17 protein-coding genes are annotated in these 14,449 nt (G+C 32.2%); 5 read left to right on the forward strand and 12 right to left on the reverse strand.

Annotation, left to right across the window (positions count from 1 at the left end):
• Positions 1 to 11: 11 nt before the first annotated feature.
• Positions 12 to 677: a succinate dehydrogenase cytochrome b subunit gene (locus tag ACFO3N_RS13035; RefSeq protein WP_248728545.1), complete on the reverse strand. Its 666-nt coding sequence runs from the start codon at positions 675 to 677 to the stop codon at positions 12 to 14.
• 356 nt (positions 678 to 1,033) lie between these two features.
• On the opposite strand from ACFO3N_RS13035, the gene ACFO3N_RS13040 reads away from it, so the two are divergent.
• On the forward strand, positions 1,034 to 2,395 hold the full coding sequence (locus ACFO3N_RS13040; RefSeq protein ID WP_379798348.1) for a hydroxymethylglutaryl-CoA synthase family protein: 1,362 nt from the start codon (positions 1,034 to 1,036) through the stop codon (positions 2,393 to 2,395).
• 327 nt (positions 2,396 to 2,722) lie between these two features.
• Here ACFO3N_RS13040 and ACFO3N_RS13045 read toward each other — a convergent pair whose 3' ends face one another.
• From ACFO3N_RS13045 to ACFO3N_RS13080, 8 genes are all read right to left on the reverse strand, one after another.
• Positions 2,723 to 2,905, reverse strand: a complete 183-nt coding sequence (locus ACFO3N_RS13045; RefSeq protein ID WP_253789435.1) for a hypothetical protein — start codon at positions 2,903 to 2,905, stop codon at positions 2,723 to 2,725.
• A 57-nt stretch (positions 2,906 to 2,962) separates the two neighbouring features.
• Positions 2,963 to 3,334 carry a hypothetical protein gene (locus ACFO3N_RS13050; RefSeq protein WP_379798350.1) on the reverse strand — a complete coding sequence of 124 codons (372 nt, stop codon included), beginning with the start codon at positions 3,332 to 3,334 and terminating at the stop codon, positions 2,963 to 2,965.
• A gap of 162 nt (positions 3,335 to 3,496) precedes the next feature.
• On the reverse strand, positions 3,497 to 3,901 hold the full coding sequence (locus ACFO3N_RS13055; protein WP_379798352.1) for a hypothetical protein: 405 nt from the start codon (positions 3,899 to 3,901) through the stop codon (positions 3,497 to 3,499).
• A gap of 67 nt (positions 3,902 to 3,968) precedes the next feature.
• On the reverse strand, positions 3,969 to 4,523 hold the full coding sequence (locus ACFO3N_RS13060) for a hypothetical protein (protein WP_379798354.1): 555 nt from the start codon (positions 4,521 to 4,523) through the stop codon (positions 3,969 to 3,971).
• Positions 4,524 to 4,624: 101 nt separating this feature from the next.
• A complete protein-coding gene (locus ACFO3N_RS13065) occupies positions 4,625 to 5,365 on the reverse strand; it encodes a LytTR family transcriptional regulator DNA-binding domain-containing protein (protein WP_379798356.1) in 741 nt (246 codons plus the stop codon).
• A 142-nt stretch (positions 5,366 to 5,507) separates the two neighbouring features.
• Positions 5,508 to 5,942 carry a GNAT family N-acetyltransferase gene (locus ACFO3N_RS13070; protein WP_379798358.1) on the reverse strand — a complete coding sequence of 145 codons (435 nt, stop codon included), beginning with the start codon at positions 5,940 to 5,942 and terminating at the stop codon, positions 5,508 to 5,510.
• Positions 5,943 to 5,949: 7 nt separating this feature from the next.
• Positions 5,950 to 6,558 carry a hypothetical protein gene (locus ACFO3N_RS13075; RefSeq protein ID WP_379798360.1) on the reverse strand — a complete coding sequence of 203 codons (609 nt, stop codon included), beginning with the start codon at positions 6,556 to 6,558 and terminating at the stop codon, positions 5,950 to 5,952.
• Between the two features lie 6 nt (positions 6,559 to 6,564).
• The gene (locus tag ACFO3N_RS13080; protein WP_379798361.1) at positions 6,565 to 7,947 is read right to left on the reverse strand and encodes a bactofilin family protein; all 1,383 of its coding nucleotides are present in this window, start codon (positions 7,945 to 7,947) and stop codon (positions 6,565 to 6,567) included.
• A 144-nt stretch (positions 7,948 to 8,091) separates the two neighbouring features.
• Between ACFO3N_RS13080 and ACFO3N_RS13085 the strand changes: the two genes are divergently transcribed.
• On the forward strand, positions 8,092 to 8,508 hold the full coding sequence (locus ACFO3N_RS13085) for a helix-turn-helix domain-containing protein (protein WP_379798363.1): 417 nt from the start codon (positions 8,092 to 8,094) through the stop codon (positions 8,506 to 8,508).
• Positions 8,509 to 8,624: 116 nt separating this feature from the next.
• Here ACFO3N_RS13085 and ACFO3N_RS13090 read toward each other — a convergent pair whose 3' ends face one another.
• Entirely contained in the window at positions 8,625 to 9,176 is a 552-nt protein-coding gene (locus ACFO3N_RS13090; RefSeq protein ID WP_379798365.1) for a hypothetical protein, read from the reverse strand.
• 737 nt (positions 9,177 to 9,913) lie between these two features.
• Here ACFO3N_RS13090 and ACFO3N_RS13095 point away from each other — a divergent pair.
• A complete protein-coding gene (locus ACFO3N_RS13095) occupies positions 9,914 to 11,206 on the forward strand; it encodes an aminopeptidase P family protein (protein WP_379798368.1) in 1,293 nt (430 codons plus the stop codon).
• Positions 11,207 to 11,542: 336 nt separating this feature from the next.
• On the opposite strand, the gene ACFO3N_RS13100 is transcribed toward ACFO3N_RS13095, so the two are convergent.
• Positions 11,543 to 12,061 (reverse strand): ferritin, encoded by a 519-nt coding sequence (locus ACFO3N_RS13100; protein ID WP_095928386.1) that lies wholly within the window; start codon positions 12,059 to 12,061, stop codon positions 11,543 to 11,545.
• A gap of 89 nt (positions 12,062 to 12,150) precedes the next feature.
• On the reverse strand, positions 12,151 to 12,507 hold the full coding sequence (locus tag ACFO3N_RS13105; protein WP_379798370.1) for a hypothetical protein: 357 nt from the start codon (positions 12,505 to 12,507) through the stop codon (positions 12,151 to 12,153).
• A gap of 177 nt (positions 12,508 to 12,684) precedes the next feature.
• Between ACFO3N_RS13105 and ACFO3N_RS13110 the strand changes: the two genes are divergently transcribed.
• Together ACFO3N_RS13110 and ACFO3N_RS13115 are read left to right on the forward strand one after the other, a co-directional pair.
• Complete coding sequence (locus ACFO3N_RS13110; RefSeq protein ID WP_379798372.1) at positions 12,685 to 13,488, forward strand: TIGR00266 family protein; 804 nt, start codon at positions 12,685 to 12,687, stop codon at positions 13,486 to 13,488.
• A 170-nt stretch (positions 13,489 to 13,658) separates the two neighbouring features.
• A complete protein-coding gene (locus ACFO3N_RS13115; protein ID WP_379798374.1) occupies positions 13,659 to 14,435 on the forward strand; it encodes an alpha/beta fold hydrolase in 777 nt (258 codons plus the stop codon).
• The last annotated feature ends 14 nt before the right edge of the window (positions 14,436 to 14,449 follow it).

The raw sequence follows: 14,449 nt of genomic DNA on the forward strand, positions 1-14,449 counted from the left end.
TATAATTGATATTAATTATTGAAATGATGAAATAAAGCGATAATTACAAAAAGCGCTGGAACTACAACTGCGAACCAGTAACCTACTTTTGATAAAAATCTAGAGTATTTGTTATGCATCCCTACAGATTGAAGAGAAGATGCAAACCCATGCCATAAGTGGAATCCTAAAAGGATAAATGACACACAGTACAATGCCGTACGAATTGGGTCATGGAATTTGTGAACTAACTCACCATAATACCTCGTAGCATCTGGTGCCGTACCAGCTATATATTTATAGCTAACTTCAGGAAACCAGAAATCATAAAAGTGCAATCCTAAGAAAGCCAAAATAACCAATCCAGAAATAATCATATTTCTAGAACTCCATGAAGCGTTTGCCGCTCCGTTGTATTTAGCGTACGCAATTGGTCGTGCCGCGCTATTTTGAGCGGTAAGAATAAATCCCATTACAAAATGGAAAATTACTCCGAATGCCAAAACTGGCTGCATTACATATTGTATCAGCGGATTGTATCCCATAAAGTGAGAAGCTTCGTTGAAAACATCTTCACTCAAAATAGAAATAAAATTTAAGGAAACATGCAGCGCTAAAAACGTGATTAAGAATATTCCCGAAAGAGCCATAGCTACTTTCTTTAAGATGGAAGCATTCAATAGTGCAGATTGTGCCATAAGTGTTAAGTAGTTTGTTTTAAAAAATTAGACAAAAATAACTCAATTACAAAAGAACTACAACCATTTCGCTGTTATTTATAATGATTTTAAAATAGCTCAATTCTACGTATTTTTACGTACAAAATTAAAACTGATAAAAAATAATTCACTATAGAAAACCTCAAATCATTGCTTTGTAAAACAGAATCAAGGATTTCGACTCTAAGTAGATTACTAAAAATTTATGATATTGTTATTTTATTCGAAGTTTTAATTTATTTTCTTCAAAAGTGCAGGGTCGTCAAAATTTTATCAAAGTAAAAAATTGCCATTCCACAACATAGTTTTACCTTTAGCGGCTCAAAAAAATAAGAATGAAAACAGGAATTGATGCTATTTCATTTGACGTAGCAAACATACATTTACCCATAAAAACTTTGGCTGTTGCCAGAAATATTGAACCCGAGAAACTAGAAAAAGGTCTTGGTCTAATAAAAATGACTTTCCCAGACGCACATCAGGATGCGGCTGTTTTTGGAGCAAATGCTTTAACAAAACTTATCATTGATAATAAAATTGACTTAAAAGAAATCAGCCGAATCTATGTTGGTACCGAAAGCGGTATTGACAGTTCTAAACCCATTGCTTCTTATCTAATTAGTTTAATGGAGCAGAAATTTGGCGAAGATTCATTAGCAGAATGCGATGTTGTAGATTTTACTTTCGCTTGTATTGGCGGTGTAGACGCTTTGCAAAACTGTCTTGATTTTGTAAAATTAAATCCAACTAAAAAAGCCATTGTAGTTACGTCTGATTTCGCAAAATATGATTTAAACTCTGGAGGAGAATATACGCAAGGAGCTGGAGCGGTTGCAATGCTGATCACTGCAGATCCGAAAATTATTGCTTTTGATGATAATTGGGCAACAAGCACAAAAGGTGTTTTCGACTTCTTTAAACCATACAGAACGATTGCTAAAGAAGAAATCACTAAAAACGCAAACAACGATTCTTGGTTTGATAATTTAGAAGCTGAAATTGAAATTCATAAAGATCAGCCAGTTTTTGACGGCCAATATTCGAATCAATGTTACATGGATCGTACGCGTAATGCGTATTTTTCATTCAAAAAATTAAAAAACACTACCGAAACTCTTTATAACACTTGGCACAGTATTGTAATGCACTTGCCATATTCTTTCCAAGGAAGAAGAATGTTATCTGAAATCTACGCTTTAGACAGTGCCGAAAAAATCATTGCTGATGATATTGCACCAGCAGATTATCAGACAAAAATTAAAGAAGTGGCAAAATCTGACGATTATAGAAGTTTTGTAACTGAAAAATTACAACCAGCAGAATTGGCTTCTTCATTAATAGGAAATCTTTATACAGGTTCCATTTTCATGGGACTATTATCGACTTTAGCTCATTTTTATGACACAAACAAAGAAGTTGCCGGAACTAAATTCGGTTTCTTAGCCTACGGAAGCGGATCGAAATCGAAAGTTTTTGAAGGAACTATTCAGCCAGAATGGAAATCGGCTTTAGAAAATGTGAAACTTTTTGAAAATTTAGCGGAAAGTGTAGAAATTGATTTCAGTACTTACGAAAGTCTTCATAAAAAGGAACAAAAACAGAGCGTAAGAACTCCTAAAAACGAATGGGTCTTAGATAGAATCGAAAAAGAGATTCCTGTTTTGATTGGAGCGAGATATTATAAATGGGTGGATTAAATTCCAATATTTGAAATTTGAAATTCCAAATTCCAAATTCCAAATAAAAACCGAAGCACTTGCTTCGGTTTTTTGTTTTTATACCATACCGTTTGTCATCCTGAGCGAAGTCGAAGGACACGTTAGTAGCTCTACAAAGATTGATTTTCGTTGCGGAGTTACTTGCGAAGATTTCTCCTTCGTCGAAATGACAAGATTGCGCAAAAAAACTTTGTCAAAGTTTTAAACTTTGACAAAGGTCACAGCTAAAATTTAAACCGATTAATTATTTAAATTCCAACAAGAAATTCTCTAATTATCTCATTGACATATTTTCTAATTAAAAAATCAATCTTTTTTATGCTGTTCGGTATAATTTTGATTTCCTTTAATTCGGGTATCTTCGGTGTGCATTCCATTTGCCATTCCTAGCATAAAGGCTGTAATTATGATTATAAATTTTCTTTTTATCCAATGAAGAAGCGGTCGTTTAGATTGCTCCAAACGAGAATTTTTATTTTGCTTATACATTTTGAAAATGATAAATGATTAGACATTATTAAATCATCTATGCTCAGAAATAATTTCTTAAGCGCTGTATAAACTTTTCCCGAAGTGTTTTGAAGTGATTATTTCATTTATAAAAACAGATTGTTTTATAAATGAAGTTAGGTTTTGATAAAGCAGGTTTTGAAGTTTCAGCAATTTCTTGATTTGGAAAGTAAAAACAGTTTCGGTTTTGAGAAAATTCAAAACAATTGAAAATCTTATTTCATTCCAAGAAACAGCGTGTCCGAATTTATATAAACGAGAATTCTTAAGATTTAATTCTCTTCTTAAAACTACAAACGAAGACTGATAATATTCTGCCGATTTAGATTGAGAATATAAAGTACCATCGCCCGCAATCACGACAAAAGTCAGAAAGAGTGCGATTAAGTATTTTATATGTTTTTTCAATCTTTGAGCTTTAGATTCTGGAACGAGAATACGAATTTCAAATAAAAAACCGAAGGGAATTTGCTTCGGTTTTGCTTTTATACAACTAGTTTGTCATCCTGAGCGAAGTCGAAGGACACGTTAGTAACTCTACAAAGATTGGCAATTTTGCATGTGCAATCTCTAATATGATTTAAGATTAATCTCTACTTCCAAGCTTAATCTTTTATTTAATATATATGTATACCCCGTAAACATAAATACTTCATTTGGATCAATTGAAAATTCTCCTTCAATATCATTATGAGACATGAAATAAAGCGCAACATCATAATCATCCAAAATTTCATCCGTAATTGGAATTATTATCTTATTACTATTTAATTCAAAAGGAATTTCTATGAAATAAAGTTTAGGAGGATATAATGCCCAATTCCAATTTCCTCTTTCATCATCAGATAAATTTTCAAAAGTTTTTTCATCTGCAAAAATAACCAATTCTTTAATAATCTTATTTTCCCAATCGATATTATAAGTTACCTTTCCAACACCAAAATCATCGCTATCAATTATAAATTTCTTCATCATTCAATTATTTTCAAAACAAAAATAAAAATAAAAATCCTACAAATAAAACGAAAACCTTTGTCAAAGTTTAAAACTTTGACAAAGGTCGCGACACATAAAGCAATAAACCCAATCCTAAAATAAAAACTACACAGCTTAAAAGCATTAAAATTCCATTTTTTAAAGCAAAAAAAGAAAATCCTACAGCAACCGAACCCACAATTACCATTAAGGATTTTACAGTTTCTGTCTTTATAAAAGCAAATGCATGCAAAGCCAAACCAAGAAAAAGCAATGACGGCCCAACGGCCACAAATGGATAAAAAATCAATGACGAATTACTGATCTGCTGACTTAATGCTTCTTTTGCCATTTCATTATTTCCGTAACTCGACATTAGAAAATCGATTGTGCAAAGTCCGATATGGGCAATAACGCCTAAAGTTGTCAAAATCGAAGCGACTTTATTAGTTTTTGTTTTAGGAAATGCGTCATTAAACGACAATAAAAAACAAGCTCCAATTAAATTGAACCAATGCGCAAAATCTATCGACGTATTGAAACTTGGCAAAATGTTAGAAAATAATAAATAGCTGGCTAAGAAAAATAGCAATCCGATCGTGCAAAAATGTTTTGTTTTCATAATTTGTTTTAAAAATTGATGAAGCAAAACTAAAATCAAAATTTACCTAAAATCCCTATTTTACTGACTTCGGTACGAAATGCATTGTTTTAGGTACAAAATTATAATGCCAATAAAACATCTTTATAATTTCTCGAAACTGGAAGTTCTATTTGAGTCAAAATAATGGTGTTTGAATTTCGCCAAGATTTAAAATGCGACGGATTTATTAAATGCGAACGATGAATTTGCACTAAAAAACCAAAATCGTCCTGAACTTTTTTGAGCGAAGATCGAATAAGTTTCGAATGGAGTTTATCATTTTCGATATAAAAAATCTCAACATAATTCTGAGCATTCGAAATGCAAACCAAGTCGGCTTTGTTGATTTTTAATACATCTAATTTGTTTTCTCCTTTAAATACTAAAACATCGTCTTTTATCGGAATTAATTTGATTACATATCTTCGTGCGAGAACAATCACAGGAGTTATGATTAGAGCAACTTTTATAAAAATTCCAGAAAAGAATTCTGAAAAAGTATATCCGCCATTTAAAATTGGGCTTTTATAAAAGGCAAAAACTCCAATTAAATACAATCCATGAAACAGAAAAATGGCTATTATTTCTAAACTGATATTCCACTTCCCTATTCTTTCGTAAAAGTTTTTTTGAATAAAAGCTAAAAGACCATAACATAAAAAAGCCATTACACTAAACCCAAAACTGATTAAAAACCACGCTCTGAAATTTATAGTTCCGTCGTCAAAGGGCCTTATCACGAAAGCAAAAACGAAAAGCCATAAACTAATAAGAATGGCAATTACTAAATGATGCTTTATTGATGGATTTAGTTTATACATATTAGTTGAAAATTTTACCGCAAAGCACCCAAAGTTTTTCTGTTTAAGTCATCTAAATAAACGCAAAGTTCACAAAGCTTTAAACGCAAAACTTTGCGAACTTTGCGTAAGCCTTAGCGGACTTTGCGGTTAAAAAACCTATTTATTTATAAATCGTAAACTTATTATGACTCAAAGTAAAACCTAGATTCTCATAAATCGCCACGTTTTCTACTCGTTTCTTATTTGTCGTAACTTCAATACTTTTTAAATCATTTTTCTCAGCAAAATCTAAAATCTCATTTATTAATAATCTTCCAACGCCTTGACCACGATATTTTTTATGAATGAAAAACTCCTGAATCTCACCAACCAATCCGCAGTGATGAAGGAGATTTTGGGTATGAAAACTAATAAAACCTAAACCTTCATTTTCGTTTTCGGCAATTAGATAAAGATTTTTTGGGTTTGAAATATTTTCATTGAAGATCATTTTGAAAACTTCAAAATCTAAAACCTCATTTTCGAGTTCGCATATTGCTTTGTAGACAAAATCTAAATCTTGTTTTTCTACTTTTCTGATTTGAATCTTCAACATATCTTAGTTATAAATTTCCATAAACCACAATATAATCAGCATAAGATAATTTATCTTTTAACCAGCTTTCCACTTCTTGTAAAAAGGTTTTTACATTTTCATCATCACTTTCAATTCCATTTATTCTTTCTAAAATTAGTTTGCAGATCTTATTATCAAAAAAATTATGACCTGTAACATCAAATGTTTCCTGTTCAACATTATTAGAAGTGTCGAGCATAGGAAAAACAGATTCGAAATCTTTCAAAACAATATTAAAATCTTCTGTAGAAATAAAAACATCATTTCTTTTTTCAGTTTTATAAAATTCTCCTTTAGCATTTTCTGGCCATAAAATAAAACCGATTTTTGAAACGGGATTATTTCCTGTGGCTATAATAATGGGCTTTTGATTAATCCTTTCAATTGCTTTTGTCACATCCCGATTACAAATTTGATATTCCTTTTTTGCAATTTCTTCTTTGCATTCAGTTTTCTCACAAATCTCTCTAATGTTTTCATTATGAAAATCTTGTTCGGAGAGCGCAACATCATTATTGTTCTTTTTAAGAAGCTGAATTGCTTTGGCTAAAGGAATTGAGATTTTACTTCTTAATATTTTTACACTTTCATCCATTCTTCATTACAAATATTCATTCAACCCAAGTCGTTCAAATTTCTGTTTATATTTTTGAACATATTTATTCCAATCTTCGTCGTTTTTATAAATCGAAAAAGCATATTCAACGGCCTCTTTACTGAAATGATTCCCAAAAATATTATCCAAATATTGAATTCCAGAATCGATTACTTGTTTTAAAACCTGCAATTTATCAATTCTAGTTGCTTTGCAGGCTTTATCGAGCCACAATCCTTTTCCAATTTTCACATATTCTACAAGAAGATTTTCTGTTATAAATAGAGAAGGAACATCGTTAATATCTGATTCATGTCTTCCGTTTTTAAAAACCAATAAAATCAGTTCTTCCGAATAATATTCCTCTGGAATTAACCTTAGCATTGTACCACTTTCCGCTGCTTTAAAACAGAGTTCTTTCGTTATAAATTCATCAGGAATTACTTGAATCGCAAAACCATCTTTATTGACTAATTTTTCACAAAGCTCAGAAGTTATTAAATCCTGATCGATAAACGGCAAAGCATGAAATGTAATATTTAATGCCAAATTGCAAAGTTCTTCAGTTTTAAATTGCTTCGGAACGAGTTTAAGATCTCTGTAATTTGCCAAAACACGATCACGCCAATATTCATAAATTTTAGCGGGCGGATTATTTTGTTTTAAAACCAATTCGCCTCTTGCCAAATCTCGTTCCAATTCTTCAAAAGTTTCAATTAATGGATTATCGAGTAATTTTCGGAGTTCGTTTGAGATAATTTCTTCGTCAGTTTCATCATCATATTCGCATTCGTTTTTCGGATCAATTTTATCTCTGTCATTATAATAAAACAAGTCTATTTTCTTTTGGGCAAATGCTGTATTATGATCTGTTACGATAAAAACTGGAGAATTTACAGAACCCGAACAATTGAAACTTCCGTGATTATAATAAGTCATCACGACTTCTTTTGCTGTAACATTTCCTTTTACTTCAACATTCGCTCCGCCAAGCAAAAGACTTTGACAATTTACGCTTCCGCTAATGAAAACATACAGACCATAATCGCCTTCGGCATTAATAATTGAACCACTTACAGAGAAATCTCCGTTTATAAAAATTCCTTCAATTCTTATTTCTTCAATATTTTTAGTCGAAAAGTTTAACAAATTGGTCAGCCATTTTTTCTCTTTATCCTCATAAAGGTCTAAATAAAAACTTCCTTCAAAATTGACATTTTCTTCTGCCGTTAGAAAAAAATCTTCGTCTTCCCATTCGTCAAAATAATCAAACTTTTCATCTTCAGTTAAAAAAGGATATTTGTTCTTGATCTCGGCTATAGTAATTAATTTGAAATTGGAAGTCTGCATTTTATTGGTATTAATCGAAGTTGATTTTTTGAATATCAAGATTACACAATTCTAAATTCAAAACCAATTCGATAGTCAGAAAAATTGTATTTTTACTTTTTGAAATGTTTTTAGAAATATACTACAGAACCTTGTTTTGTACCGAAACTAAAAACCTAAAAGAATTTTAAATATCTTTGAATCATGAGCACAGCAACAAAACCAAGACACATCGGTCGAAACATTAGCCGAATTAGAGAACTGAGAGATATGAAGCAGGAAGCGCTTGCTATTGCACTTGGTGTTAGTCAGCAATCTATTTCTAATCTCGAAGGAAGTGAAAACGTTGATGATGAAAAATTAACCAGAATTGCAGAAGCTTTGGGAGTTACACCGGAAGCAATAAAAAACTTTTCTGAAGATGCTGTTTTTAATATTATTGGGAATACTTTCGAAATAGAAAACAATACTGGCTCTTCAGTAATAAGTCATGGATGTACTTTTAATCCGATTGATAAGCTTATTGAATCGTATGAAGAGAATAAAAAACTTTACCAACAGTTAATTCAAGCTGAAAAAGAAAAAGTGGCGCTTTTGGAGAAGTTGCTTGATAAGAAATAGAAATTTATTTTTATAAAAGAAAAAAACCGAAGTTTTGAAATTTCAAAGCTTCGGTTTTTTATCAATTTAACTTATAAAGCATATCCTAAATATTTATATTAAGAAGTCTATTTTTTTTAAAGCTCATTCAACCAAACAATCCATTTTTCTTGAAGAATATGTAAATCTTTCGGAGTTGATTTCATCGAAACTGAACCAAAATTTTCTCCTGTTACAACTGTTAGCAATCTGTTTGCTCTTCCAGCAATTGTGAATAAATCATCATTAACTATCAATCCATGTCCGTAGGCTTTTAAGTCTCCACTTTCTATTCTTTCAAATATCATCAAATCGGCGCTATTCACAAGACCAACTTCTTTTTTATTTGTTATCCGATTTATTAATTGTGGAATTATCTTTTCGTAATTATATCCTACCCAATATTCAGCTTCGAACAAATACCCATATTCCCGATTATTATCGATTTTATCTAAAATAAATTCAGTTGTATAATTCTGAACTTCTTCTTTGTTATTCTTATAAACCCAGCAGAATTGATTTTTTTGTTCATCTATTGCATTTTGAAACTTCTGAGAAATCTTTGGATCTTTTGGAAATTTCAATTTTAAAACAGCAGTCTGCGCAAATGAAATATTGGAGATAAATATTAAAATAAGGAGATTTTTCATTCTGTTGTTAGGTTTAGAATATTATTAGCCAATATACAAAATCGTTTAAAAGATAATTAAATGTAAATCTGCAAAATCTGCATGAAACAAAAATCGCCAATCTTTATAGAGTTACGAGTGTGATCTCTCGTTCGTCGAGATGACAAAACTTTGTGTTTACCAATCTTTGTAGAGTTACTTGCGGAGATTTCTCCTTTCGTCGAAATGACAAGATTGTGGTTAATTACGAATTTGAAAAGAAAAAATCTACAGAATCTGCTAAATCCGCGTGAAACAAAACCGCTAATTTTTGTGGAATTTCGAGTGTGATCTCTCCTTCGTCGAGATGACAAAACTGTGTGTATACAAATCTTTGTAGAGTTACTTATGGAGATTTCTCCTTCCTCGAAATGACAAGATTCGGTAAATACTTTGCGCTTTAGCGACTTTGCGAGATTATTTCGTTATTGTTTAAAGAAATGCTTTGCGCAGATCCTTCGACTTCGCTCAGGAAGACAAAACAGAACTTAAACTTTGTGTTCTTTGCAACAAAAAAAATTTGCGACTTCGCGTCTTTGCGAGCAAAAATCTCCTGCGCACTTTGCGTAAACCTTAGCCTCCTTTACGATTAAAAAAACTTCGTGCCTTAGCGCCTTCGTGGCAAAAACAATAAATAAGAAAACTTTAATAAATCTGCTATACGCCACTAATTCAAAAATTAGTAATTTTGAAATTCGAAGTTCAAAAACGAAATAATTATGAAATATCATCAAATAAACAGCGCTCTTTTTGTAAAAAATCGCAGAAAGTTCATGGCTGAAATGAAACCTAATTCGGTTGCTGTATTCAACTCAAACGACATTTACCCAGTTAGTGCCGATAGTACTTTACCGTTTGCTCAACACAGAGATATTTTTTATCTAAGCGGTGTTGATCAAGAAGAAAGCGTTTTACTTTTGTTTCCAGATGCGCCTTATGAGCATCAGAGAGAAATTCTTTTCTTGAGAGAAACCAACGATCATATCGCAGTTTGGGAAGGCGAAAAACTGACTAAAGAACGTGCTTTTCAGGTTTCTGGAATTAGAACAGTTTATTGGTTACAGGATTTTCATAAAGTTTTGAACGAAATGATGACGTATGCCGATACGATGTACATCAATACAAACGAACATTACCGTGCGACTGTTGAAACAGAAACTCGCGAAGCTCGTTTCGTAAAATGGTGGAAAGAGCGTTATCCTGCACACAATGTCGCAAAAAGCAACCCAATTTTACAAAGACTTCGTTCTGTAAAAGAAAGCGAAGAAATCGATTTGATTCAGCATGCTTGTGATATCACAGAAAAAGGTTTCCGTAGATTATTAGGATTTGTAAAACCAAACGTTACAGAATACGAAATCGAAGCGGAATTAGCTCACGAATTCATCCGTAACCGTTCTAAAGGTTTTGCTTATACGCCAATTATCGCTTCTGGAAACAATGCAAATGTTTTACATTATATCGAAAACAACCAGCAATGTAAAGACGGAGATTTGATTTTGTTGGATGTTGCGGCTGAATATGCAAATTATTCAAGCGACATGACGAGAACAATTCCAGTTTCTGGACGTTTTACAGATCGTCAGAAAGCGGTTTATAATGCTGTTTTGAGAGTTAAAAACGAAGCAACAAAAATGCTTACGCCTGGAACACTTTGGAAACAATACCATGTTGAAGTAGGTAAAATCATGACTTCTGAATTACTTGGTTTAGGCTTAATCGACAAAGCAGATGTTCAGAATGAAAATCCAGAATGGCCTGCTTACAAAAAGTATTTCATGCACGGAACGTCTCACCACTTAGGTCTTGACACGCACGATTACGGATTGCTTCACGAACCAATGAAAGCAAATATGGTTTTCACGGTTGAGCCAGGAATTTACATTCCAGCAGAAAAATTCGGAATCCGTTTAGAAGATAACGTTGTGGTTCAGGAAAAAGGAGAACCTTTCAACTTAATGCGTAACATTCCTGTTGAAGCAGATGAGATTGAGACTTTGATAAATTCATAAATAAAAAAGAGGCTGTCCAATATTTTCGGGCAGCCTTTGTTTTATAAGTGTTTCTTTTTTAAGCCCCAGTGGGGCGAAATATTTATAGCCATTCAATCATATTGATGTAAAAGAGCTCCAGCGGAGCGACACATAATGTAAAAAAACATATGTCGTTCCGCCGGAGCTTTTGTTTTGGCAATACATAAATTTCTATAAATATTTCGCTTCTCCGAAGCTGATCTTCCAAAACAAAAGAAACTAAAAATTCTCTAATCTTTGGGAAGTGACATCTAAAACCAATAAAAAAGCCCTTAATAAAATATTAAGGGCTTTTTAAATTATATAAATCGGTAATTATCCGATTTTTGAGATTTGTACATCCAATTGGAATTTACCGTCAGCTTCATTTCCATTGATTAGATCAAAAAGCTCTAATGCTCTTCTTGCATTTTTCTCTTCTTCTCTTTGTTCTGCTACATACCACATCATGAAATCTTCTGTAGCGTAGTCATTTTCAGCTCTACATTTTGCAATCACTTTATTAATTGCCTGAGTAACTGCAATTTCGTTTTGCAAAGCAATTTCGAATACTTCTTTAAAAGAAGCAAATTCTTGCTGTACTTCTGGAACCGATGGCGTAATTGCAATCCCTCCCATATCTGTAATGAATTTGAAAATTTTTAGAAAATGCTCTCTTTCTTCTTCTGCTTGCTTATACAAATACGATGCTGTATTAGCATAACCATTTCTATCCAACCATGCAGCCATAGCTAAATATTTGTTCGAAGCGTCACTTTCTAATTTTGCTTGTAAATTCAATATATTTTCTACACCTTCAACTAATGAAGTACGTGTTCTTAGTAAATCTTTCATAACCTTTAATTTTTATACGTGTAAAATTACAAAAATTAAAGAAGCAGATCGTAACCCCTTGAAAATTTGGATTTAATCTAAGTAAGAATCTAAATAAGCTCGACGTTTACCATATTGCAAAGCATAGAATGCAGGCTGAGGGTAAATTTTGTTCCGTTTAACAAATCTCTTAACTGCACTATTTCGCAGATATTAAGATTTCTAGAAAAGTTTCTTTTGGTAGTTTCAATCAGCTGTGCATCTGATTGGTCAGATAAGTCATAAAGCATGTTAAGAATATCAACACTATTAACCTTTCTTTGAAAAATCAAAAAATCTTGAATCTTATAACTTGACACAGTATCAACAAAATTGATAATTATACTATTGGTCAAATCACATTGGTAACTATATCCTTTTTCGGTCTCAAATAATACTTTGGTGGTCAAATCGCTAACTAATGACATTCTGATAAAATTATAACGATGCAAAAATATAGAATTTAAAACAAATAAACACGTAATTAAGACTAATTTAAAATAACAAAATCATTTAAAGTTCTTAAAAACAGTCGAAGTGCGTTAAACACTGTAACATTCTACAGCATTTTTTGTCTAATTTTAAAAACAAATATCTAAGAAATTATGCAGGCACACGAAATAGATTATCAGATTTTTGGCGAAGAAATGCAGTATGTGGAAATAGAATTGGATCCACAAGAAATTGTAATTGCCGAAGCAGGCAGTTTTATGATGATGGAAAACAATATCCAAATGGAAACTATATTTGGAGACGGTTCGCAACAACAAGGTTCGGGTTTGTTTGGCAAACTTTTAAATGCAGGCAAAAGAGTTCTTACTGGCGAAAGCTTGTTTATGACTGCATTTTTAAATCAAGGTGACACCAAAAGCAAAGTTTCATTTGCATCACCATATCCTGGAAAAATTCTTCCAATTGATTTAACTCAATTTCAAGGTAAATTTATCTGTCAAAAAAGTTCTTTTTTATGCGCTGCCAAAGGCGTTTCTGTCGGAATTGAATTTTCTCAGAAACTAGGTCGCGGTTTATTTGGTGGTGAAGGTTTTATCATGCAGAAAATTGAAGGAGACGGAATAGCATTTGTACATTCTGGAGGAACAATGGCTAAAAAAGAATTAGCTCCTGGCGAAGTCTTAAAAGTAGATACGGGATGCATTATTGGTTTTACCAAAGATGTAGATTATGATATTGAATTTATTGGTGGTATTAAAAATTCGATTTTTGGAGGCGAAGGTTTATTTTATGCCACTTTAAAAGGTCCAGGAACAGTCTTTATACAATCGTTACCATTCTCAAGATTGGCTGACCGTATTATTGCATCGGCACCACGATCTGGCGGAAATAGTCGTGATGAAGGAAGCCTACTTGGCGGACTAGGAAATCTTTTGGATGGTGATAACCGATTTTAATTTATAGAAATGGTTTTCAGAAATGGAAGCCATTTTTTATTATTTCACAAACTAAACAATGTTATAAATAATTTTATAACTCTTTTAAAGATTTCCCAATTAAATCAAGACATCATGATATTTTACTTCAGCTTTCTTAACTTTGTGCTTTCACAAAAAAAATGTTCATTTTGAAAACGATTTTATATAAAAATACTAAAATATCATACTCAGATTCTGGAATTGGAAACACAATAGTTTTACTTCACGGCTTTCTTGAAAACAAAAAAATGTGGTTAGAATATAATAATCTGTTTTCAGAAAAGTACCGCGTTGTAGCAATCGACTTATTAGGTCATGGTGAATCTGATTGTTTAGGATATATTCATAAAATGGAAGACAATGCAGGCGCTGTAAATGAAGTTTTAGAGCATTTAAATATTGAAAAAGCTACAATTGTCGGGCATTCAATGGGGGGTTATGTTGGTTTGGCTTTCGCCGAATTATATCCAGAAAAAATTCAGAAATTAGTTTTACTAAACTCCACTTCAAAAGAAGACAGCGCGGAGAAAAAATTAAACAGAACCCGAGCCATTAAAGCTGTCAAACAAAATTATGTCAATTTTGTAAGTTTAGCGATTGCAAATTTATTCAGCGAAAACAACAGAATTCGATTAGCAGAAGAAATCGAAAAAGTAAAAACGGAAGCTTTAAAAACGCCTTTGCAAGGAATTATCGCTTCTCAGGAAGGAATGAAAATTAGAAAAGACAGAGAAGAACTGGTTCGCAAAAATTTATTTCCGATTTTATTGATATTAGGAAAAAAAGATCCTGTTTTAAATTACGAAGAAAGTCTTTCGCAAATCGAAGATACGACAGTAGAATTGGTTTCTTTTGAAGACGGGCATATGAGCCAAATTGAAAACAAAGAAGCTCTAAAAGCTATTTTACTAGATTTCTTCGAATAAAAACCGAAACTATC

The sequence above is a fragment of the Flavobacterium chungangensis genome (genome assembly GCF_042654045.1).
Classification (GTDB): domain Bacteria; phylum Bacteroidota; class Bacteroidia; order Flavobacteriales; family Flavobacteriaceae; genus Flavobacterium; species Flavobacterium chungangensis.

Excerpts from the sequence above, each read along its gene's own strand:
- ACFO3N_RS13035 (WP_248728545.1), bottom strand. The coding sequence starts at position 677 with ATGGCACAATCTGCACTATTGAATGCTTCCATCTTAAAGAAAGTAGCT.
- ACFO3N_RS13040 (WP_379798348.1), top strand. The coding sequence starts at position 1,034 with ATGAAAACAGGAATTGATGCTATTTCATTTGACGTAGCAAACATACAT.
- ACFO3N_RS13045 (WP_253789435.1), bottom strand. The coding sequence starts at position 2,905 with ATGTATAAGCAAAATAAAAATTCTCGTTTGGAGCAATCTAAACGACCG.
- ACFO3N_RS13055 (WP_379798352.1), bottom strand. The coding sequence starts at position 3,901 with ATGATGAAGAAATTTATAATTGATAGCGATGATTTTGGTGTTGGAAAG.
- ACFO3N_RS13060 (WP_379798354.1), bottom strand. The coding sequence starts at position 4,523 with ATGAAAACAAAACATTTTTGCACGATCGGATTGCTATTTTTCTTAGCC.
- ACFO3N_RS13065 (WP_379798356.1), bottom strand. The coding sequence starts at position 5,365 with ATGTATAAACTAAATCCATCAATAAAGCATCATTTAGTAATTGCCATT.
- ACFO3N_RS13070 (WP_379798358.1), bottom strand. The coding sequence starts at position 5,942 with ATGTTGAAGATTCAAATCAGAAAAGTAGAAAAACAAGATTTAGATTTT.
- ACFO3N_RS13075 (WP_379798360.1), bottom strand. The coding sequence starts at position 6,558 with ATGGATGAAAGTGTAAAAATATTAAGAAGTAAAATCTCAATTCCTTTA.
- ACFO3N_RS13085 (WP_379798363.1), top strand. The coding sequence starts at position 8,092 with ATGAGCACAGCAACAAAACCAAGACACATCGGTCGAAACATTAGCCGA.
- ACFO3N_RS13090 (WP_379798365.1), bottom strand. The coding sequence starts at position 9,176 with ATGAAAAATCTCCTTATTTTAATATTTATCTCCAATATTTCATTTGCG.
- ACFO3N_RS13095 (WP_379798368.1), top strand. The coding sequence starts at position 9,914 with ATGAAATATCATCAAATAAACAGCGCTCTTTTTGTAAAAAATCGCAGA.
- ACFO3N_RS13100 (WP_095928386.1), bottom strand. The coding sequence starts at position 12,061 with ATGAAAGATTTACTAAGAACACGTACTTCATTAGTTGAAGGTGTAGAA.
- ACFO3N_RS13105 (WP_379798370.1), bottom strand. The coding sequence starts at position 12,507 with ATGTCATTAGTTAGCGATTTGACCACCAAAGTATTATTTGAGACCGAA.
- ACFO3N_RS13110 (WP_379798372.1), top strand. The coding sequence starts at position 12,685 with ATGCAGGCACACGAAATAGATTATCAGATTTTTGGCGAAGAAATGCAG.